At 45.9% G+C, this 21,776-nt stretch carries 16 protein-coding genes; 14 read left to right on the top strand and 2 right to left on the bottom strand.

The genetic code is table 11. The features are described from left to right. The first annotated feature begins 57 nt into the window (after window positions 1–57). The 12 genes from C170_RS30095 (at window position 58) to C170_RS15635 (ending at window position 17,067) form a co-directional block, all read left to right on the top strand. Window positions 58–285 carry a hypothetical protein gene (locus tag C170_RS30095; protein WP_051447216.1) on the top strand — a complete coding sequence of 76 codons (228 nt, stop codon included), beginning with the start codon at window positions 58–60 and terminating at the stop codon, window positions 283–285. Then, window positions 282–443: a hypothetical protein gene (locus C170_RS30800; protein ID WP_162158977.1), complete on the top strand. Its 162-nt coding sequence runs from the start codon at window positions 282–284 to the stop codon at window positions 441–443. Before C170_RS30095 ends, C170_RS30800 begins: the two co-directional genes overlap by 4 nt. A 320-nt stretch (window positions 444–763) precedes the next feature. After that, window positions 764–1,261, top strand: coding sequence for a phage holin family protein (locus tag C170_RS15680; RefSeq protein ID WP_036611369.1), 498 nt, complete (start codon window positions 764–766; stop codon window positions 1,259–1,261). Window positions 1,262–1,512: 251 nt separating this feature from the next. Further along, window positions 1,513–2,460, top strand: a complete 948-nt coding sequence (locus C170_RS15675; protein WP_036611366.1) for a glycoside hydrolase family 25 protein — start codon at window positions 1,513–1,515, stop codon at window positions 2,458–2,460. A gap of 939 nt (window positions 2,461–3,399) precedes the next feature. Beyond that, window positions 3,400–5,046 carry an ABC transporter substrate-binding protein gene (locus C170_RS15670; protein WP_036611585.1) on the top strand — a complete coding sequence of 549 codons (1,647 nt, stop codon included), beginning with the start codon at window positions 3,400–3,402 and terminating at the stop codon, window positions 5,044–5,046. A gap of 208 nt (window positions 5,047–5,254) precedes the next feature. Continuing rightward, entirely contained in the window at window positions 5,255–6,259 is a 1,005-nt protein-coding gene (locus tag C170_RS15665; protein WP_017690144.1) for an ABC transporter permease, read from the top strand. Window positions 6,260–6,489: 230 nt separating this feature from the next. Continuing rightward, a complete protein-coding gene (gene nikC, locus C170_RS15660; protein ID WP_036611363.1) occupies window positions 6,490–7,389 on the top strand; it encodes a nickel transporter permease in 900 nt (299 codons plus the stop codon). A 1,317-nt stretch (window positions 7,390–8,706) separates the two neighbouring features. Continuing rightward, on the top strand, window positions 8,707–10,587 hold the full coding sequence (gene htpG, locus C170_RS15655) for a molecular chaperone HtpG (RefSeq protein ID WP_036611360.1): 1,881 nt from the start codon (window positions 8,707–8,709) through the stop codon (window positions 10,585–10,587). A 702-nt stretch (window positions 10,588–11,289) separates the two neighbouring features. Continuing rightward, window positions 11,290–12,705, top strand: coding sequence for a deoxyguanosinetriphosphate triphosphohydrolase family protein (locus tag C170_RS15650; protein ID WP_036611357.1), 1,416 nt, complete (start codon window positions 11,290–11,292; stop codon window positions 12,703–12,705). Window positions 12,706–12,735: 30 nt separating this feature from the next. Next, window positions 12,736–13,752 carry an MsnO8 family LLM class oxidoreductase gene (locus C170_RS15645; protein WP_155985080.1) on the top strand — a complete coding sequence of 339 codons (1,017 nt, stop codon included), beginning with the start codon at window positions 12,736–12,738 and terminating at the stop codon, window positions 13,750–13,752. Between the two features lie 284 nt (window positions 13,753–14,036). Next, complete coding sequence (locus C170_RS15640; protein WP_051447215.1) at window positions 14,037–15,749, top strand: methyl-accepting chemotaxis protein; 1,713 nt, start codon at window positions 14,037–14,039, stop codon at window positions 15,747–15,749. Between the two features lie 340 nt (window positions 15,750–16,089). Then, window positions 16,090–17,067, top strand: coding sequence for a TRM11 family SAM-dependent methyltransferase (locus C170_RS15635; protein ID WP_235200776.1), 978 nt, complete (start codon window positions 16,090–16,092; stop codon window positions 17,065–17,067). A 130-nt stretch (window positions 17,068–17,197) separates the two neighbouring features. Here C170_RS15635 and C170_RS15630 read toward each other — a convergent pair whose 3' ends face one another. Beyond that, on the bottom strand, window positions 17,198–18,154 hold the full coding sequence (locus C170_RS15630; RefSeq protein ID WP_036611355.1) for a D-2-hydroxyacid dehydrogenase: 957 nt from the start codon (window positions 18,152–18,154) through the stop codon (window positions 17,198–17,200). 207 nt (window positions 18,155–18,361) lie between these two features. Here C170_RS15630 and thpR point away from each other — a divergent pair, with 207 nt between their 5' ends. After that, entirely contained in the window at window positions 18,362–18,964 is a 603-nt protein-coding gene (gene thpR / locus C170_RS15625; protein ID WP_051447214.1) for an RNA 2',3'-cyclic phosphodiesterase, read from the top strand. 130 nt (window positions 18,965–19,094) lie between these two features. Continuing rightward, window positions 19,095–19,952 (top strand): cell wall hydrolase, encoded by an 858-nt coding sequence (locus C170_RS15620; protein ID WP_036611353.1) that lies wholly within the window; start codon window positions 19,095–19,097, stop codon window positions 19,950–19,952. A 275-nt stretch (window positions 19,953–20,227) separates the two neighbouring features. On the opposite strand, the gene C170_RS15615 is transcribed toward C170_RS15620, so the two are convergent. Then, window positions 20,228–21,442 (bottom strand): UDP-N-acetylglucosamine--LPS N-acetylglucosamine transferase, encoded by a 1,215-nt coding sequence (locus C170_RS15615; RefSeq protein WP_036611351.1) that lies wholly within the window; start codon window positions 21,440–21,442, stop codon window positions 20,228–20,230. Between the last annotated feature and the right edge of the window lie 334 nt (window positions 21,443–21,776).

The following is a 21,776-nucleotide window of genomic DNA, read 5'->3' as shown; positions in this document are numbered from 1 at the left end:
AAGCTCATACCGCATACTCATTTTTGCCATATCAAAAACACGAAAGGTAGTGGAAAAATGAACGAACAAGAGCCGAAAAATAAAATCGGTATGAAGGTCTACTGCGACTTGCAATTCGGGAACGTATTCGTGATTACGCCAGAGAGCGCCGGGATCGTCGTCGAAACGACACGGGAGCAGGATTTCAAGTTGTATAAAGCGTTGGACGATAAAGTTCCCGATAGCATGGGTATGATTCAGCTTGAACATGGCGAATCATGTTTGACCGTGCCGAGGGCGGTATGATTACACGCGTTGATTTGGAAACATTGGAACCACTCTTTGACTACCCGCTAAAACCCGATGAAGAACCACAACCGCCTGCCATTTCATTAACGTCTCAAATTGCCGAATTGGCGGCAGAAAATCAGCGATTGCGGGAAGAAAACAACACGAATAAATAGGCGCTCATGGGATTACACATGTTGCTGCTTAGTTAGATGCCTAATGCGGAATAAACTTGCTTGGCTGCTGGATTTGATGGGCTGTAGCATTCATGATGGGAGGTGAGACTATGTTAGCTATATAGGTAATGATGGTTCATTAAGGAATGATCAAGTTGGAGTCTGTACCAGTTCAAAGCCGTGATAAAGTGGCGGAAGCTCTGCGAGTTGGAGATATGGACCAAAACGGAAAAATCACTTAACAAGCGTTCCGAATACGGAGCGCTATTTTTATGCCTTCTGGAGCATTTAGTATTTCAATATTAAAAGGAGGTGAAACCATGGAAAGATGGGACACCCTATGGAAATGGGGAATTGCACTAATGAGCAGCTCAGTAACCTACTTCTTCGGTGGTTGGTCAGGCGTACTCGGCGTACTACTTGTGTTCGTCATCCTCGATTACCTAACGGGCATTGCGGCAGCAGGCATGAGTGGCAAGCTAGAAAGTAACGTTGGGATGTTCGGCATCGCCAGAAAGGTGTTTATATTTGCAATGGTATCGGTGGCTCATCTGGTGGACGGTGTTCTGGGAGACGGACATTTGTTCAGGGATGCGGTCGCCTTTTTTTATATCGCAAATGAGTTGTTGTCCATTATCGAAAACGGGGGCAAGTTGGGCGCACCTATTCCGCCAGTGATTCGGCAGGCCATTGAAGTGCTCAAGGGCAAGGGGGGAACCGGGGAACTCCCCGGTAACTTCTCCCCAAGTGCCAAAGACACTTTTTCACAGGCAGATCCGGACGACATAAATTCACAGGCTGGAGATAGTAAGAAGTAATGTGACTATAGCAAGCTAGCACGTGAAAATACACATAACTCAACACATCAGGGACACGCACACAAGCAACCCCTGATCCAACCGCATTAACTATAGGAGCATTTTGCATCAATCCAGAGAGTGACATCCAATCAGCAATGTATAGATCAGAATGCTCTAATCTGTCTATACTTGTACCCGGGAACGCTTGAATCGAATGATGTAAAATGCTGATACAAACGGCAATTTGCCGCATAAAGGGTGTGAGAAACATGCAAACGAGAAGTTCGGGCAACACACAGGGCATTGACGTCTCCCGATACCAGGGCAATATTGACTGGGCGAAAGTGAAGGCAAGTGGCATGACATTTGTATTCATCAAGGCAACCGAGGGACAGACATATACCGATCCCAATTATCAGAAAAATGTAACCGGTGCACTTGCTGCGGGCATGCTGGTCGGAACATATCACTTCTTCCGTGCGACATCCACCGATGGTGCCAAGGCAGAAGCGGCACATTACGCCAATACACTTAACAAAGTGGGAGGCGCCAAAGCGTTACAACTTCCACCCGTCATGGACTACGAGAACAATCCCGGCAACCTGAGCAAAGCGCAGATGAATACAGTTGCCAAAGCTTTTTTAACCGAATTACAACGTCTGACAGGTGTGAAACCGATCATATACACGGGCAATTCATTTGCCAGGAATTTTGACACATCACTCAGCTCATATGATCTGTGGATCGCGCGTTACAGCAACACCCGTGTACCGGACGACCAGCCGGCATGGAAGCGTTGGACGTTCTGGCAGTATACGGATTCAGGCAAGGTGAATGGCATTAGTGGCAACGTGGATATGAATGAATTCGAGGGAACAGCGGCAGAGCTCAGAGCAAGATACGCAGCAGCCACTCCAAAACCACCGGAGCCATCCAATCCGACGAATCCAAGTCATCCGAATCCACCAACCGAACCACCGAAAGGGGGCGAACCGATGACAGCCGAAGAGAAAGCAGCGTTTGATGCGCTCAAATCCCAGGTCGACAAACTGCAGGCGCGTCAGCAAATGGAAGTTCCAGTATGGGCAAAGGCAGCTGTGGATGCAGCACTAGCATATGACACTAAAAACCCATTGTTCAGCATCGATAATGGGGCGAGTTATGATTTTTACCGTTTTATTACCGTGATGCATCGCAGAGGTTTGTTTAAAAAGTGAGCTGATTCTTAGCAAATTAGAATGTTGATTTTATATAAATGTGGATGGAGTGGAGAAGGAACACGAGACGCTTTTTGTCGAACCGTGTTCCTTTTTTGTGTTTTGTGTAAGTGATATTAACGCATATAATAAAGTTGAAGACTTATGTCTGTAAATCTCTTGTCTAATTGATTAATGTGATGTAAAGTAAGTTACACGAAATTGTTTTTCACCACAGTTTATTTACACAATCCTCCTCATCATGACAAAACCATAACACATGAAGTTATTGTAATGTCTCCCTGTTGTACAATCCAACATCTCAAGATGACTCGTTCATACATTTTACACATCCAATTACACATCCAATCTGCAAGAGAAAGCCACCGATTTAACAACATCACGATTCATCAAACAACCTAGCCTATGTTGAGTTTCTTTCATCCGTATTGCTAACGAAGGATAACGATACCTAATCCGGTCTCCACACTCCATGCTCAACACGACACGCTCAAGGAACAGACTATAGCCAGCAGCGTAGTATCTATATGCCCATCAGTATTTTTAATCTACCAACTTAAACCTGCTCTTACCAGTTCATACCCACTCACTGTTGCTTATTGACCTAAGTTCAAATAAAACGCAACAATTTCATTCAATTTCATAGATTCATCTCACAAGATCCGTTGTAGAACCTTTTTCTTTTTCTATAAAAGTAATCAACCGACGTCCTTAATCCTCTGCACGTTTGTCTGACATTTACCTGTATTCCATATGTATCCCATGCTGTTTTTACATTTCATAGACTGCCTTACTTTTCCCCAAACTTTAATTCAGGTATCGCAGGCATCTAAAGCCTTTTATATGATACATAGCACCAAACCGATTGCCAACATTGGAGATCTTTCATGCCAGCATCACACACATTATGAGACAGGGAAGGGTGTTGTACGTATGCGAATGAGAAAAAAATGGATGACCGGTGTTCTAACGATGGCCTTAAGTACCGTATTGGTGTTGTCCGGTTGCTCCAGTAATGAGAGTGGAGAGACTACGCCTGCTCCGGCGGAAGGAACCGACCCTCCAACCGAAACGGTAGCGCAGGATACGATGATTATGGGGCGTGGTGGGGATTCCGTAGCACTCGATCCGGCGATTGTGACCGATGGGGAGTCGCTGAAGATTGGGCATCAGGTGTTTGATTCATTGCTGGACTACAAGGAAGGCGGAACAGAAGTCATTCCTGGACTAGCGGAGAGCTGGGAGATTTCGGCGGATGGGCTCAAGTATGTGTTTAGGCTGAAGTCCGGTGTGAAATTCCATGATGGAACTGACTTCAACGCAGAGGCTGTTGTGTTCAATTTCAACCGCTGGGGTGATCCGGCGAGTGAATATAAATTCGAGGGAGATTCCTTCGATTATTACGATTCCATGTTTGGTCCAGAGGACGGTCGTGTGATTAAGGAAGTGAAGGCGACGGACGAAACTACGGTGGAGTTCACATTGAACCAGCCACAAGCGCCTTTCCTGCAAAATATTGCGATGACGCCATTTGGCATTGCCAGCCCAACCGCGATTCAGGAGAAAAAAGAGAACTTTAAAAGCGAGCCTGTGGGCACCGGCCCATTTGTATTCAAAGAGTGGAAGCGTAACGACTCCATTACCCTGGAGAAAAACGCCAATTACTGGAAAGAAGGACTACCGAAGCTGAACAAAGTAATCGTGCGTTCCATTCCGGATAATACCGCTCGCTTCAATGCCCTGCAAAACGGCGAGATTGATGTCATGGAAGACCTGAACCCGGACGATCTGTCCATTCTTGAAGGCAACAGCGAGTTACAGAAGATCGAGCGTCCACCGTTCAACGTGGCGTATATCGGCTTTAACTTTAAGAAGAAGCCATTTGATAATGTGAAAGTCAGACAAGCCCTCAACCATGCGGTGAACAAGCAGGCCCTTATTGATGCGTTTTTTGCTGGACAAGCTGAGCCTGCTGTGAACCCGATGCCGCCAACGCTGTGGGGGTACAACGATACCATTGAGGATTACCCATATGATCTGGAAAAAGCAAAAGCTCTACTGGCCGAAGCTGGCTTCCCTGACGGATTGCCTGATCCGGTAACCTTCTATGCAATGCCGGTATCCCGTCCGTATATGCCAGATGGCAAGAAGGTAGCGGAAGCAATCCAGGCTGATTTTGAGAAAATTGGAGTGACCGTCACCATCGAATCACCGGAGTGGGCAACGTATCTCGAAGATACAAAGGCCGGGGAGAAGGACGACATTTACATGCTCGGCTGGACAGGTGACAATGGTGACCCAGATAACTTCCTGTATACACTGCTGGATAAAGATGCCATTCCAAGCAACAACCGCAGTTATTATGTAAACGAAGAGTTGCATGTGTTGCTGACGGATGCGCAGAAAGAAACAGATCAGGAGAAACGTGCGGAGCTTTACAAACAAGCGCAGGCAATTATCAAGGAAGATGCACCGTGGATTCCTCTGGTACACACGACGCCAATTATGGCAGGTAAAGCCAACCTGAAAGGTTTCGTCCCTTCTCCACTGGGCACCGAATCCTATGCCGGTGCTTATTTCGAGTAAGCTGTAAGCTGAACTTATCAATTTCAGGATAACTGCGATCTGAAGATGGCACTACAGTTCGGAGTGATTACGTTTTAATTCTTTCTCTCAAAGCGCTGGTGAGACGCAATGCTTGGCAGAACCCACATCCGGACGTAACTATCCAAAGCATGCGTTTCTGCCGGCGTTTTTTATTTTTGCACGATATGTCGAAGGCAGGTGAACAGGATTGAACAGCTATATTGTCAAACGTGTGCTTGTGTTGCTGCCCGTACTGCTGGGCATGACCCTGATTGTCTTTTCCATCATCCACGCCATTCCGGGTGACCCGGCCGAGACCATACTTGGGCAAAAGGCAACCGAACAATCCAAGCAGGCCCTTCGTGACCAGCTCGGTCTGGATAAACCCTGGTTCCAGCAATATTTCGCCTACTTGGGCGATTTGCTCAAAGGTGACCTTGGAACATCCATCCGCACCAAGGTGCCTATTGCCCAGGAAATTGTCCCTTATCTGACAGCAACCCTTGAATTAACGATGGCAAGTATGTTGTTTGCTGTCATTATTGGGGTGAATGCCGGGATTGTCAGTGCATGGAAGCACAACTCCTGGTTTGATTATTGCTGTATGGTCATTGCTTTGGTGGGTGTATCGATGCCAATCTTCTGGCTAGGTCTGATGGAACAATGGTTGTTTGCGAACAAGTTACAGTGGTTGCCATCCATTGGACGCATGAATGCGCGTGATCCGGTGGAAGCCATTACGGGCTTGTACGTGCTGGATACGATGATTGCTGGACAATGGAATCAGTTGTGGACCGTAACGAAACATTTGATTCTGCCAAGTGTTGCACTGGGAACGATTCCAATGGCTGTTATTGCCCGGATGACCCGTTCCAGCATGCTGGAAGTGATGAGTTCCGATTACATTCGTACAGCAAAGGCGAAGGGACTGGGTCCGTTTTTTGTCGTATATGGACATGCGCTCAAAAATGCGTTTATACCCGTGCTTACGGTTATCGGCATCCAGACCGGATCGTTGCTCGGGGGTGCGGTGTTGACCGAAACGATCTTTGCTTGGCCGGGTGTGGGACGGTATATATATGAAGCGATTAGTTCGCGGGACTATCCGGTGATCCAGAGTGGCATTCTGATCGTGGCGTTCTTTTTTGTGGTGATCAATCTGATTGTAGATTTGCTCTATGCCGTGTTTGATCCTCGTATTAGTTATAAATAGTTACTCCATAAAGAACCAATCTGCAGAAGCGAAGCTAAAAGCTTTCTAAAAGAAAGCTACATCGGAAGCATAGGCTGCGCATGTATCACTGGATTTTCACCTTTAAATAGGTGGATCAATAAAATCTGGGGATAACAGCGATCAGAAGATGGTACTGCAATCGTAGTGCTTGAGTGTAATAGAATTTGTTGATCTTTTGTTATATTCATATCCAGGAAAGGAGACGCCGTATGGCCAAATTATCGACCAATACCGGACCATCCATTGACGCTGCGTCGGCGAGCACATCCGGTCCATGGCGGGAAGCGTGGAGAACGTTTCGGAAAAATCGGCTTGCGCTTGCAGGTCTGATTATTATCGTATTTTTTATCCTGTTGGCCTTCCTCGCGCCATATATCGCACCTTACGATTACAAGGAACAGGTGCTGGTGGATCGGCTTCAGGCCCCTTCGGCAGAGCATTGGTTTGGTACTGATGATCTGGGGCGTGACGTGTTTTCCAGAGTGCTGCATGGGGCGCGTATTTCCTTGTGGGTGGGCTTTTTCTCCGTCATTGGTTCCATTATTGCGGGTACGCTGCTGGGGCTGATTGCCGGATTTTATGGGAAATGGGCGGACATGCTCATCTCGCGTCTATTTGATATTTTGCTCGCATTTCCGGGGATTTTGCTGGCCATCGCCATTGTGGCGATATTGGGCCCGTCTTTGCAAAATGCACTACTCGCTATCGCCATCGTGAATATCCCGACCTATGGAAGGTTGGTGCGTTCACGGGTACTCAGCTTGAGGCAGGAGGAATTCATTACGTCGGCACGGACACTCGGAGCGGGCAACGGGCGAATCTTGTTTCGCCACATCTTGCCCAACAGCCTTACTCCACTGATCGTGCAAGGTACACTCGGAATTGGGACGGCGATCATCGAAGCTGCTGCACTCGGATTTCTAGGCATGGGTGCACAACCACCCGACCCGGAATGGGGTAAAATGCTGTCAGACTCCCGTCAGTTTATACAAAAAGCACCGTGGACACTGATCTTCCCCGGCGTTTCCATTATGTTGACCGTTCTCGGCTTCAACCTAATGGGCGATGGCCTGCGTGATACCCTTGATCCGAAAATGGTCAAAAAGTAGAATTATCTAACTCTAACTCTAACCGTGACCGTGACCTAACCGTAACCTAACCGTAACCTAACCGTAACTTGTAACCCAAGCTCGAACTCAAACTGCAATTTTGATTGGAACCCTAACTCTGCAAGCCTAACTTTTTCTGTAACGCAGCATGCGTGCCAAAGGCAACGTTAACACTAACCGTAAGCACTAATTTTTATCGCAAGCCTAGTTGTAGCTGTAACGCCAACATTTGCTTCAACTCTAAAGAACCCGGGAGCCCTTATTTTACGATTTCCAGCCAATTTCCCAGTCTAACGAACCTCACACGCGCTATTTTGTGAAAAACCTGCCAAAAGTCTCAAAAGGTTGGCTAAAGTCGAGAAATAGCGCGATTACGATTCGTTAGATTATGAAGCTATCCCAAAAAGGCCAATTAACGCCTCTGAGATTCGTTAGCGCGTGACTGTCATGCTGCTCAAGACATTCAAGCAACCACAATACCAAGATACCAACATACCTACCAAAGTACCCATACAACATACATCAGTCTCAACACAGTAAGCTCGAAGATACTCCAAGGTACATTAGATGAAATATGTTTTAACGCTATCTACTATATCAACAGACACATTACAATCTTTCATTACGCCGGTTCGAACTTTGGTTCGAGGCGGCTTTTGTTTTACCTGAGGGATTACGGTAAAATGATTGGTGATGTGCAAAAGTTAAAGAGTTATTCGATCTTTTAGTTAAAATAACCGCCTACGTATTGACACCCAATTTTCCCATATGTTATATAAAAGGAAGGGTTTAGCACTCCGACCATCAGAGTGCTAACAAATGATGTTTTTAATACACGATTACATATGGAATGATTCTGTTTTGGGAAATAGATATTGAACCTGAGTAGAACATGCGAAGCCAAGGTATGCAACAGACTTGAAGCAAGATTCCACGTTTAAGAGATATCACTTCATTGATGTCCTTTATCCTAAAAAATCAGTCGCTGATCAGATGCAAAAGGAGTGCAGGGGACGAAATCGATTTGGAGGAAGCAGAGCGTTCGCCTTTATCACCGGATTTCTCCCATTTAAAAAAGGGAATCAAAGAAATACGGGGATAACAGCGATCCGAAAAACGATTCGTAACCGGAACGGCTGCATTGCAGAACGTCGTGCACTTATTTTTTATAATGAGCCATTAGAGTGAATCACAATATCTGTGGACTAGAGCGATCAAAGGTTTTTGAGTCTACTAATGGCCGCAGGATTATCTCAGTTACTTTCTATTTTCAATCAAATCATTCGATATCCCAATTTGAAAGGAGTCCAACCACTCATGGCTAAAAAAGAATTCCAGGCAGAATCCAAACGTTTGCTGGATATGATGATCAACTCCATTTACACCCAAAGAGAAATCTTTTTGAGAGAATTGATCTCCAACTCCAGTGACGCCATTGATAAAATTTATTACAGAGCACTTACGGACGATTCGCTCGTTTTCAACAAAGAGGACTACTTCATCAAGCTTACGATTGACAAAGAAAACCGCACGCTCACACTGACAGATACCGGTATTGGTATGACGCAGGAAGAGCTAGAGAATAATCTGGGGGTTATCGCGAAGAGTGGTTCCCTGGCGTTCAAGAAGGAAAATGAGGCTAAAGACGGCCACAACATCATTGGACAATTCGGGGTAGGTTTCTACTCGGCATTTATGGTGGCGGACAAGCTGGCCGTAACGAGTAAAACGCTGGGCAGCGACGAGGCTTGGAAATGGGAGTCCGAAGGCGCGGATGGTTACACGATCACACCAGCTGAGAAAGACTCCGTAGGTACAGAGATCGTCCTGACGATCAAAGAAAATACCGAAGAAGATTCGTATGACGAATTTTTGGAAGAGTACCGCCTGAGATCCATCATCAAGAAATACTCCGATTTCATTCGCTACCCGATCAAGATGGATGTAACGGGTCAACGTCCGAAAGAGGGCACGGAGAACGAGTTCGAGGAATACCAAGAAGAACAAACCGTGAACAGCATGGTGCCGATCTGGCGTAAAAATAAAAGCGAACTGACCGAAGAAGACTACACGAACTTCTATATGGAAAAACGCTACGGTTTTGACAAACCGCTTAAACACTTGCATATTAGCGCAGATGGCGCTGTGGTATACAATGCAATCCTGTTCATTCCGGAGAACACACCGTTTGACTACTATACCAAAGAGTATGAAAAAGGCCTTGAGCTATACTCCAACGGTGTATTGATCATGGATAAATGCGGGGATCTGTTGCCAGATTACTTTGGATTTGTCAAAGGTATGGTGGATTCCGAAGATCTGTCCCTGAACATCTCCCGTGAGATGTTGCAACATGACCGTCAGCTTAGCCTGATCGCGAAGAACATTAAGAACAAAATCAAGAGTCAACTGCAAAGCCTATTGAAGGACGAGCGTGAGAACTACGAGAAGTTCTACCAAGCGTTTGGACGTCAGTTGAAATATGGCGTATACAGCGATTATGGTGTGAACAAGGATACATTGCAGGATCTGCTGTTGTTCACGTCTTCCAAAGAGAGCAAACTCGTGAGCCTGGACGAATACGTCTCCAGAATGCCGGAAGATCAGAAGTACATCTACTATGCATCTGGTGAGTCCATTAGCCGTATTGAGAAGCTGCCACAGATCGAGGGTGTTCTTGAGAAAGGGTACGAAGTATTGTACTTTACCGATGACATCGACGAGTTTGCAATCAAGATGATCACGAACTACAAGGAGAAAGAATTCAAATCCATCTCCAGTGGTGACCTGGGCATCGAAGATAGCGCAGACAAAGAAGAAACGGACGCTCAGGACAACGACAACAAAGAGCTGTTTGAAGCGATGCAAGCTCAATTGGCGGGTAAAGTCAAAGCGGTTAAAGCTTCCAAACGTCTCAGAAGCCACCCGGTATGTTTGTCCACTGAAGGTGAGCTGACGATTGAAATGGAGAAAATCCTGAAAGCTATGCCGAACAGCGAAAACGTACAAGCCGACAAAGTACTTGAAATCAACGTGAATCACGATGTCTTCAAATCGTTGAAAGACGCTTTCGCACAGGATCAGGAAAAGCTGAACCTCTACACTAGCCTCCTGTACCACCAAGCATTGTTAATCGAAGGATTGCCAATTCAAGATCCAGTAGAATTCACCAACGATATCTGTAAGGTTATGGTGTAAACTTCCGCGATATCGCAGTGATGTAAGGACGATGCACTGAATCAAAGTGATGGAATGTTCCATGCGGTTTCCGGGTGAAAGGCTCAGAGCTTATATAGCCTGGAAACTATAAAATACCTTTTAATTTACGATATCCACCCCGACAGGGCGTTTCAGTCCTGTCGGTTTTTTTGTTTTTACCCACAACGGGCAGGGGGCGGGGGAGACAGACTATCATTGCAGCGATGGATGAACATCGTAATGAAATTCTTTAGCTTTTCAAAGTTTTGAAGAATTCCCCCTTTATAGGGAATGTGATGTCATTTAGATTTGGTGTGAAAACAGCAAGAAGTAGTGAAGGGGACGGAATCGATTCTGAAGAAGCGAAGCGTTCGCCTTTGTCTCCGGGTTTTTCCCTTAATAAAGGGAATTCAGAAAACCTGGAGACAACAGCGATCATAAGAACGATCCGTAACCGGAACGGCCACGCAAACTGTATAAGGCATTTTTTTTGTCATAAGTCACGATAGTGTGAGTTCAATATGAATCATTGTCATTTAGATGCACGGATGATAGTCTGGCAGGGTATAATAAGAGAAGATGACTGTTCATTACAAGTTGATGTAAGAAGAGATGACAATCGCAGACAGGTTTTACTTTTCGAAACCACAGATGTTGTGTATAATCACTCAAAATAGAGACAGTCGGCTAGGAGTGATCCCCATGCAATGGAACGATCTGAGAGAACATAGACAATATCCTGAATTAACCAAATTGGATGGATCTCGTGCAGCGTATGAACGGGACTATTCGAGACTCATTCATTCACCGACCTTCCGTCGGTTACAGGGCAAATCGCAGGTGTTTGGCGCAGGAACGGGTGATTATTATCGTACTCGCTTGACCCATTCCCTAGAGGTGGCACAGATTGCACGAGAGGCTGCCCGAAGTCTGATTCGCCGTTTTCCCGAGGTAGACTGGGACCGCGCGGACAATCCCGGCCTTATTATTGATTCAGAAGTGGTGGAGTGCGCTGCAATCGCACATGACTTCGGTCACCCGCCTTTTGGACATAAAGGTGAAGAAGTATTGGATGGTATTCTGGATGACCTCATCAACAACGAGGCTAAGAAAATCATGAAAAAAAGCCGCAGCGCCAAAGTTCCCAAGGTCGAGTCTGAAGTACGTGCCGAGTTAAAACGGAAATACGAGCATTTTGAAGGCAATGCGCACAACTTCCGTCTCATTATGCACTTGGAGAAACGTGAAGATATCGACGGACTGAATCTGTCTGATGCGGTGTTACTAGGAATCAACAAATATCCGTACCCTGGGACAGAGAGCAAAAAAGGCATGTATCATCATGAGTGGCAATATATTCGGGAGATCCGTGATCGCTGGAACGTGCCGGCAGGCAAGAAGACGCTGGAAGCACAGTTAATGGACCTCTGCGACGATATTGCGTACTCCTCACATGACCTGGAGGATGGCATCAAAGCAGGAAAAATTGAAGTACATGAGCATTTCCTGCAAGATCCGCATGTGAATCGACTGATTGTGGATAAAATTACAACGCTGGAGGATCTGTTCTGGAACGGATGGACCCGAGAAGCGATTGGGCAAAAGGTAGAAGAGGTCCTCGCTTCGTTCCTGCGCATCTGGAATGAAAAGATGCCGTTCTGCGAGCATGATTACTCGCGTACCCGCCGTGAGGTGAAAGCCTACTGGGTGAGCTTTTTTGTAGGCAGTCTTGGCGTTATTGACGACGGCGACTGGAAGAAGGTAACCTTTGTCCGTGAAGGGGCTGAAGACCTCGATATGCTGCGTACGGTGAGTGTGCTCAAAAGTTTTGCCTGGGTAACCATGATTCGTGACCTGCGTGTGCAGCGACTACAGAAGCGCAGTGAGTGGATGATTAAGCGATTATGGGATGCATTCCTCGATCCGGAAACGTCCAAATCCATTATTCCATCCGACTGGCTGCAGCGGTATGAGAAGGATCAAGCCAAAGCTCAGCCGATCTGGACTTGGGAACACATGGTGATCGATTATATCGCAGGAATGACGGATGCATTTGCCGAGAAAATATATAATGAACTCTACGGTCTGAAGGTGGGTTCGATCTACGATTTGGATTAAAATTAACCGATATAAAGGGAGATGAGACGCATGGCTAAGCGAATGAGTGAGACGTTCAGTCTGGGCGTACTTGACCTTGTTCCAAGGTTAGACGATGCCACAGCGGAACAGGCGCTTCAACAATCGGTGACACTTGCGCAACATGCCGAGGCTTGGGGATACGCCCGATACTGGACGTCAGAGCATCATGATATGGCTGAACTGGCATCGGCCTCTCCTGAAGTACTGTTATCGCACATCGGAGCAAGGACAACAACGATCCAACTTGGCTCTGGTGCGGTCTTGTTGCCGCATTATAGCCCGCTCAAGGTTGCGGAGTCGTTCCGCCTGCTGGCTGCGCTCTATCCGGGGCGCATTGAGCTTGGGCTCGGACGTGCTCCTGGCGGTGGACCTCATGCCACGATGGCACTCAGTGGCAATTACTTGCAGCATGTGTCCAAGCTGCCTGAATCACTCGCAGCACTCACAGAACTGCTCGAAGACCGTTACAAGTACGAGGATCATTCCGTGACAGCTCGTCCGATTCCCGAGCTCCCGTTATCACTCTGGATGTTGGGAACTAACGTGAAGAGTGCAGAATTTGCGGCACGGTTTGGCATGGGATATGTCTTTGGTCAATTCATGAGTGATGCCGATGGTAAAGAGGCTGTAAGGCGATACCGAGAAGGATTTATGCCTAGTGCAACGATGAAGGAGCCTGAGGTTATGGTGGCAGTGAGCGTATTGTGTGCCGAGTCAGAGACGGATGCTTTGGACTGGAGTCGTGACATGGCGGAGAGGCGCAAGCTGAATGGGAAAGAAAATTCAACTGAGCCGAATTCAAGTGGTACCGCGGTCTCTAATACGAATGATGAAGCCGTTAGTGATCAAAATGAATCGGTACGACACTATGCAGGTACACCTGAGCAGGTATGGGCTCGATTGCAACAGGTGAGTCGCAGGCTGGATACGGAGAGGTTGCTTCTGGTTACGGCAGGACCAGATTATGAGCGCAGGTTGGATTCATATCGATTGCTGGCTGAGCATAAGACAGCAATACTGAACTAGGCTGATCACTTTATGATGTTAGCCGTTGAAATCCGAACAAACCGAAGAGCTGCAGATCGGGACTTTACCGTATGCTGCAGCTCTTCGGTTTGGACTTTGTCAAGATTCAACAATCTTTTACAAAACCAAGCATCTTAATGACAAAATAATGTTATAATACTTTACGTCTATTTTCCTATCGATATAATATAGAGAAGTTCTTTTGACAAGAGGTCAAAAGAAGGGAAAACAATGACATAAGCACCTGAATTCGGGATGACCGAAGAGGTCAAGGGGGAAATCATATGTTCAGCAGATTTAAGATCAAGAGTATCGGTCTGCGTATCAGCATCGCGTTCTACTTGTTAATCCTCTGTTTAATTATTTTGAGTGTCACGATTGTCACCCGGATGAATTCAATTGAAACCAACACTAACGAAATTACGAACAATTGGATGCCATCAATCCAGCAAATTAACCGGTTAAATTATACCACAGAACATGTCCTGTCACTAAGTTATCGTCACTTTGACGCGGAAGAAACAGACAAGGCATTTTTGTCAGAAGAGCGTACCAAGTATATTCGTGAAACGACGCAGGCGATTAAAATCTATGATCAGCAGGAGAAGTCTGCGGAAGAGCTCGAACACTGGAATGCGTTCAAGAACAAATGGGAAGCGTATCTCAAGATTAATACGCAATCGATCAAGCTGAGTGATGAGGGTCAGACACAGCTGGCGAAGGAAGTAGCTGATAAAGGTGCTGATTCCTTTGACACCATGCAAGTCGATCTTGATTATCTCGTGGAATACAATCAGGAACAGTCCAATCTTGCGGCGGCCCAAACGATCAGATCGGTACAGGATGGTAGATTAATCATCATTATCGGTGTTCTTGTCATGATTGCCATTACAGCGATCAGCATTCCGATTATTCGTTCACAGGTCGTGAAACCACTGCTACGTGTCATTAGTGCGGTGAAACTGATTGCAGAAGGCCAATTGAATGTTCAGGACATACATACCAAACATGAGGATGAAGTTGGTGTTCTGGCCAAAGCGGTGAATGACATGAAAGGTAACCTGACTTCCATGGTTCTGAGCGTCAGAAGAATCGCGGAAGCTGTTAATCTACAAAGTGGGGAACTGGCAATATCCTCAGAAGAGGTTAAGATTGGTAGTCGCCAGATTGCTGTGACCATGGAAGAGTCAGCCAAGGCCGCAGAGAGCCAGGCAGAGACAGCCGTGGAATCAGCTCGTACGGTTGAAGTGTTGAATGATCACATTCAGAGTCATACGGAACAAGGCAACCAGTTGCGCGTCATGTCGGATCGTGTACTGGAACAAGGGCTGAATGGTCGCAAGGTGATGGAACAGTCGGTGCAGCAGATGCAACAGATTTCCGGCTCGGTCTCGGCTTCCATGGACAAAATGGAACGGTTGAATCGTAAAAATGAAGATATTTCCAAGCTGGTTCAAGTCATTCATGACATTGCACGCCAAACCAATCTGCTGGCATTAAATGCCTCCATTGAGGCAGCGCGTGCGGGAGAGAGTGGACGCGGATTCGCCGTAGTGGCATCAGAAGTGAGGAAGTTATCTGAGGCTGTGCAGACTTCGGTTGAAGAGATCACGGCGATTACCGAGGATATTCAGCAGGAGTCACAAGGGGTGGTTGCGGAATTACGTACGAACGTTCAGGAGACCGAACTGGGTCAGGAACATGTGCTTACTTCAGGTCAACTCTTCCGTACAATTAATGAATCGGTGGAAGGCATGGTTGGTGTCATCGGCACTATGACAGATGGTCTCGCAGGCATGCAGGAAGCAAGCGGACGAATGAATGATTTCAGTCAGCAAATTTCCGCTGTTTCGGAACAATCGGCAGCGAGTGTGGAAGAAGTTTCTGCATCGGCGGAAGAGCAAGTAAGTTCTATGGAAACGATTAGCGGCAACATTCAAAGTCTGAAAGAATTATCCGAAGATTTGCTTACATCCATTGAAAAATTAAAAATATAACCTTGCTCTTATAATAGAAGAAGCTGGAATCACGCAGGCGGCTAATGGTGAGAAATCAGTATGATATATGAGCTGTTGGCCTATAACGTTTACTGGCAAGAACGATTAGATTTCCAGTGTTATAATCTCAAAATAAAGTAAGGCGTTCCTCAACATGGGAACACCTTATTTTTTTTCTTCCAAATAGATACGTGCAAGGAAATGGATAGTTGTCTAGGGGCCTAACATTGTATACAATGACTACCTGAAAGCAAACGTATGAGTCGTATTTGATATGTCTTCAATGAGCTTACTATTTATATAGAAGAAACATGATTAATGAAGGAAGGAGAGGGGAATTTTGCCTGATGAGACACCTGGTATGTACGCTACTTCTGGGAAACACCTCTACACCTTTGCTTGCCACGAGAACGAGCAAGAATTATGCATGCTGGAGTTGACTACGCTGCTTGAACCGAGTTCGGAGATCCGTATGGATATGGGGTCGTATGTGTGGTCTGAACGATGTATTCCACCTGGACGCAGTCCTTTTATCCATGGCAGACTGGACGTGATCGGCGAAGGGGGCAGCGTGACTGATCTGCTTCCTCTTGCCAAAGAGATCCAGCTGTTTCCAGAAGAGACATTTAAGGTGATTTGTCTGAAAGAAGGGGTTCATACCCCTGATTATGCACAGTCTCGTCAACTGGAAAAAGAAATCGGCATGTGCATTAAGGGCAAGGCACAGATGAAACAACCTAAGGTGACTTTCGGCCTAATCCGAACAGGAGAAAAATGGATCTTGGGCCAGTGGACAGAAGCGGATCGATCATGGCAGATTCATCGGCAGAAGCCGCAAAATTACTCAACTGGATTTGGCATCACGCTTGCGAGAGCGCTGGTTAATATTGCTGTTCCGAGAGTAGAAAATCATCGATTTCTTGATCCATGCTGTGGTATGGGAACGGTTGTGATTGAGGCTTTATCCATGGGAATTGATGCAAAAGGTAACGATCTCAATCCTCTGGCTGTCCGAGGTGCGCGAATCAATCTGCCGCATTATGGATATGATTCAGATCGAATCACACTGGGGGATATGAATGAACTGCAAGATTTGTATGATGCGGCAATTCTGGACATGCCCTATAATCTCTGCTCTGTACTTCCGGATGCTGAGCAACGAGCCATGCTGGAGAGTTTGCGCAGTTTGGCAAAACGGGCAGTGATTGTTTCCACAGAGTGGGTAGAAGAGCACTTGTTGGAAGCGGGATGGACTGTAAAAGAGTACAGAACAGTACACAAAGGCACGTTTATACGTCACATTTGGCTGTGTATGTAAGCGTAAAAAAACAAAAACGCTACCTCTAAGGGAATTTAGATTTCCCAGAGGTAGCGTTTTTTATTGCGTACATATCCATTGATATCGTTGATCTGATTTGCACAATATTGCATGGGAACGGGTGTTTGTGTTAATATTTATGACTATAATCCACAAGGTTCATCGGCAGGGTATCGCCAGCGACGTAAGCTTCCAGATTTTTGACGAAAATATCGACTGCTCGATCCGCGTATTGCTCTGTACTTCCTGCGATATGAGGCGTAATTAACACGTTGTCCATGCCCCATAGCGGGTGGTCTGCCGGAAGAGGTTCTTCTTCGAACACGTCCAGTGCGGCGAAGGCAACTTGGCCGTTTTGGAGTGCATTCAGCAAGGCTTCCGTTTTCACACTGGGGCCACGGCCGACATTGACGAAGCAGGCACCGGATCGGAACTGCTCAAATGCAGTTTGATCATATATATGTTTGGTTTCATCAGTTAGCGGTAAAATGTTAATTACATAATCGCCCTGGTTCAAGGCTTCATGTAAACCGGTCATGTCGTACATTTGGTCCACATTGGGGACATCCTTACCTGAGCGACGAACTCCGATTGTGTGCATGCCGAGTGCTTTGAGAATACGGGCTGTTTCCGTACCAATCTCACCTACACCAACGATGACCGCTGTTTTGCCATGCAGTTCCGGCAGTGGTTTGGCAGGAGCTTTCCATTCGGACTGCTGTTGATGCAGCATAGCTTGTCTCAGCCAGCGACTGTGGGATAACATCATGCCCAGAATAATTTCGGTGATTGGAATCGCGTGAACTCCATTTGCACTGGTGACCTGAACGTTCTTTTGTTGCAAATCTGCGAAGGGGAGATTGTCCACACCAGCAGACCAGACCTGAACCCACTTCAACAGGCTGTCCTGTTTCAATGCATGTTCTGTGACGAGTGGGGACCAGCCGAGAATAATCTCAGCTTCTTTCAACTCAGCGGGGTCCAATTCCTTGGCTTTTCCGAATTTCAGGGTGTATCCCGCTGCAGCATTCTGAATGCGTTGTTGCTGTTCTTCGGATAGAGATGGAAAACATACAATTTTACCCATAATGTGTGGTCCTCCTGAGATAAATAGTTTGATGAGTTTGATAATTAAAGTGTATCAGATTTGGTGTTGGATGTGCATTAAGGTGGGAAATGCAGGAATCTAGCCTTATTTGCAAATGGTTATATTTGTGTCACTCTATACTTACCCAACTTGAAACGATATGTATAGTTATGAAATAATAGAGCGAACTTTAGAGAGGTGTATGCAATGAATAACCAATCACATCAGGATCATTCATCCCGACGGGAAAGATTGTTTGTAGCCATTCGTCTTCCTGTTGCTGTTCAGCAGTCTCTTCAGATGGATGCGAGGCTTGTACAGAACAAGCTAGATTTTCGTAAATGGACAGATCATAGAGATTATCATATAACCTTGCAATTTCTGGGGGATACATTAGTTAGTGACATCGGGCACCTGCGAAAAGCATTGCGCTCAGCAGCAAGCGGATTTCAGCCGTTTGAACTTCAGCTTTCCGACTGGGGTACATTTGGACTTGAAGAAGCACCTAAGGTGCTTTGGAAAGGTGTTAGCGGAGAGATAGAGCACTTGTTTTCATTGCAAAAACAAATCGTGCAGGCGACTTCGCCCCTGGGGTATGAAGCTGAATTAAGACCTTATGCTCCCCACATTACCATTGCCAGAAAATATCTGGGACAGCTTCCAGGTAATGAAAATAAAGGGATATCTGGAGTGCTTCCGGAACATTCCACAGGTGTTAATTCATGGATGGTGGAGGACATTGTACTTTATGTGACAAGGCTGGGACAATTGCCAATGTATGAGGTCGTGGATACGTTCACTTTTTCCTGATAATCATTTTTATGCCATAAAATCACATTGACATAACGTTTATCCCTATGTAATATTAGCCATCGTTATTCAAATTCTTTTTTTTGGGTTACTTAGTTAAGGGAATTGTTTCGACAGGAGGAATCTTCGAATGAACATTATAAGCAAAAATCGTTGGGTAGCACCGATGTTATCAGTGCTGCTTGTATGTATAGTGGGGGTAAATGTCGTTCAGGCGACGGGGAAGTGGAATGAAGCTAGTGATAGTAAACAGATGACCGAACTTACGGCTTCTGTGCAAAATAACCAAACATCTACGCAAGAAGAGAGGCGCATGATGGAAGATGGGACAAGTCTGTCCTCTAATCTGTCTGCCCAAACCGTAGCGTGGACTGAATCTCTGCCAGCGAAGAACTGGCTTACGACTGCTCAAGAAGAGCAGGAACTGCAAGAAGCCAAGGCCAAGAACAAAGCTAGAGCGGTAGCTGCGGCCAAAGCAAAAAAAGAAGCTGCACTGAAATTGGCCAAAGTGAAACGTGCCAAAGAAGTCGCTGCTGTAACAACTCCCCCCCAAAAACTATACTTTACACGGACCAAACTTCTGAACCAGGAAGACTCGAAACTTGCAACCTGGTCATACAGTGTGTCCGATAAAGAACTGCATCTGCTGCAAAAAATTGTCATGGCAGAAGCGGAAGGTGAACCGTACGAAGGCAAAGTGGCAGTTGCCAATGTTGTCTTAAACCGGCTACGGTCAGCCAATTTTCCCGATACCATTTACAAGGTCATCTATCAGAAATCCCAGTTTAGTCCTGTAGCGAACGGACGTATGAAACGTGTGGTTCCCAACGAGGACAGCATCAAAGCAGTGAATGCTGCGTTGAATGGGAAGAAGGAAGTTGCCGATGATACGTATTATTTCTTATCATTGACGCTTGCTGACGATCTGACAGTTGCCCGCTCGCAGAAAAAAGTAAAAACGATCGGTCATCATACTTTTTACAAGTAATCGACCCGTAAATTCTGCAAACAGGCAGGGTAGTTAACTGTGTGTGCTTCACACGGCCCTTGAAAAAGCCTGAATCGTAGTTTTATTTCGTTATTTAAAAATATCGTTATACTCTAAATTACCCTTTTTTCTGCCAAATCATACGGTGGAATTAGTGAAAATAAAAGAAGGTTCCCTTCCAAAAATTCGGAAGGGAACCTTCTTTGTATATCGTGAGCAATTGTCTTGCCCCCAATAACACCTCGTGAGAGCTGTTCTATAGGTCCGTAGAGGCATCAGAATGGTATTCTGGTACCTGACAAGGACGTGGCAGTAATTCCGGCTGTGAAGCGCTCCAAGGAGGTTGTTGTGACTTCGGCTGTAGTCGGAAACAATAAGTCATGAACAGCTTGAGCACAGCACTTCGGATCATAGACCGAATGGTTACCTGAATGATGCGCTACGTTCAGCGGGCTTTCAGTTTGAGTAGATGCCTGCTCCACTAGTTGTCTGAAACGATTGGTGATCACGTCGGCAGAGTGAATGACCTGGCCGTATCCGGCTTGTACAAAGTATTCACAGTTCTCTTCCTCTTGACCTGCAATCGGAGGGATAAACAACATCGGTAGACCCTTGGCCAGCGCTTCAGTGCATGTCATGCCGCCTGGCTTCGTAATCAGCACATCGGATACATCCATCAGTTTACTTACTTCCCGTGTATATCCCAGAATACGAATATTCGGATGCTGGAAGCAAGGCATTTCCTTCATTTTTGCGATCATTTTTTCATTGCTTCCTAGACAGAAGACCAATTGAACACGATCTGCCCAAGACGTGAGAGCTTTCATATGATCCTCATCAAACGAAAGTCCCCATCCACCACCCATAAGTAGCGCTGTAGGCATGTTCTGAAGCCCCATCTCTTCCCGTAGCTTCACCTTATCTCCTGCTTCCCAGAAGTCTGGATGCACAGGGATTCCCGTGATCTGAATATGGGAGGGATCAACACCCCGGATCTCAAGCAATGCTTTGACCTGAGGGGTAGAGACCAGATATTTGTTCACTTCCGGATTAATCCATGTTCCGTGCACGTCATAATCCGTCACAACCGTATAGAGCGGGATATTCAGACCCTGGCGTTTAAGCCGGGAGATGACAGCATTCGGAAAAGGATGGGTACAGATCACCGCATCGGGTTTCAGTTGGGATACGACCTGTGCCGTCTGTGTATAGAAAATTCGGTGCAACGCCAGCTTGGTAAAACCATTTAATGATTTATTGTACTGTGTGCGGTACAACAGGCTGACCAGTTTGGGTTGAACCGATAGTGTCTTTCGATATGCAGAGAAAATTAGTGGAGCTACCGTTGGGTTCAAAAATTTGCCTAGTTCAATGACACGACTGTGAACATGTGGACTGACTTTTTTGATGCCATGTGCCAGCGCATGAGCGGCCTGAGTGTGACCGGTACCGAAACCTTCCGATAATAAGAGCACTCTTGGTTTTCGCATGAGTTCACCTTTATTCATAAGTTTTAATTCAAAATGAAGATATTCATTGTTTATTCTAGCTATGGAATGCGTTACTACATGAATATACATTGAAGCGCAAAATCATGTTTCTTCTATGAATATTTACACCATATATCTTACAATGAGACAACCTAAACTTCATTATATACACGTATTATCTGAGTCATCTTACACTATAGACGACGAAAGAAGGAGTTTCCACTGCATTTAGGTTAAAAAATATTAACACAATTTTTAAAATGTTAGGGTTGCAATCTGTTTTCGAAGGTGGTATTGTAGTTTTTGACCGAATGACTGAATTGTATTTTTGGTC

Source organism: Paenibacillus sp. FSL H7-689 (assembly GCF_000517905.1).
GTDB classification, from domain to species: Bacteria; Bacillota; Bacilli; order Paenibacillales; family Paenibacillaceae; genus Paenibacillus; species Paenibacillus amylolyticus.
Note: the sequence above shows the minus strand (reverse complement) of the source record. Positions and strands in the feature narration are given on the sequence as shown.

Bases quoted from the DNA above. Each gene is read 5' to 3' on its own strand.
- C170_RS30095 (WP_051447216.1), top strand. From the start codon at position 58: ATGAACGAACAAGAGCCGAAAAATAAAATCGGTATGAAGGTCTACTGC.
- C170_RS30800 (WP_162158977.1), top strand. From the start codon at position 282: ATGATTACACGCGTTGATTTGGAAACATTGGAACCACTCTTTGACTAC.
- C170_RS15680 (WP_036611369.1), top strand. From the start codon at position 764: ATGGAAAGATGGGACACCCTATGGAAATGGGGAATTGCACTAATGAGC.
- C170_RS15675 (WP_036611366.1), top strand. From the start codon at position 1,513: ATGCAAACGAGAAGTTCGGGCAACACACAGGGCATTGACGTCTCCCGA.
- C170_RS15670 (WP_036611585.1), top strand. From the start codon at position 3,400: ATGAGAAAAAAATGGATGACCGGTGTTCTAACGATGGCCTTAAGTACC.
- nikC (WP_036611363.1), top strand. From the start codon at position 6,490: ATGGCCAAATTATCGACCAATACCGGACCATCCATTGACGCTGCGTCG.
- htpG (WP_036611360.1), top strand. From the start codon at position 8,707: ATGGCTAAAAAAGAATTCCAGGCAGAATCCAAACGTTTGCTGGATATG.
- C170_RS15650 (WP_036611357.1), top strand. From the start codon at position 11,290: ATGCAATGGAACGATCTGAGAGAACATAGACAATATCCTGAATTAACC.
- C170_RS15645 (WP_155985080.1), top strand. From the start codon at position 12,736: ATGGCTAAGCGAATGAGTGAGACGTTCAGTCTGGGCGTACTTGACCTT.
- C170_RS15640 (WP_051447215.1), top strand. From the start codon at position 14,037: ATGTTCAGCAGATTTAAGATCAAGAGTATCGGTCTGCGTATCAGCATC.
- C170_RS15630 (WP_036611355.1), bottom strand. From the start codon at position 18,154: ATGGGTAAAATTGTATGTTTTCCATCTCTATCCGAAGAACAGCAACAA.
- thpR (WP_051447214.1), top strand. From the start codon at position 18,362: ATGAATAACCAATCACATCAGGATCATTCATCCCGACGGGAAAGATTG.
- C170_RS15620 (WP_036611353.1), top strand. From the start codon at position 19,095: ATGAACATTATAAGCAAAAATCGTTGGGTAGCACCGATGTTATCAGTG.
- C170_RS15615 (WP_036611351.1), bottom strand. From the start codon at position 21,442: ATGCGAAAACCAAGAGTGCTCTTATTATCGGAAGGTTTCGGTACCGGT.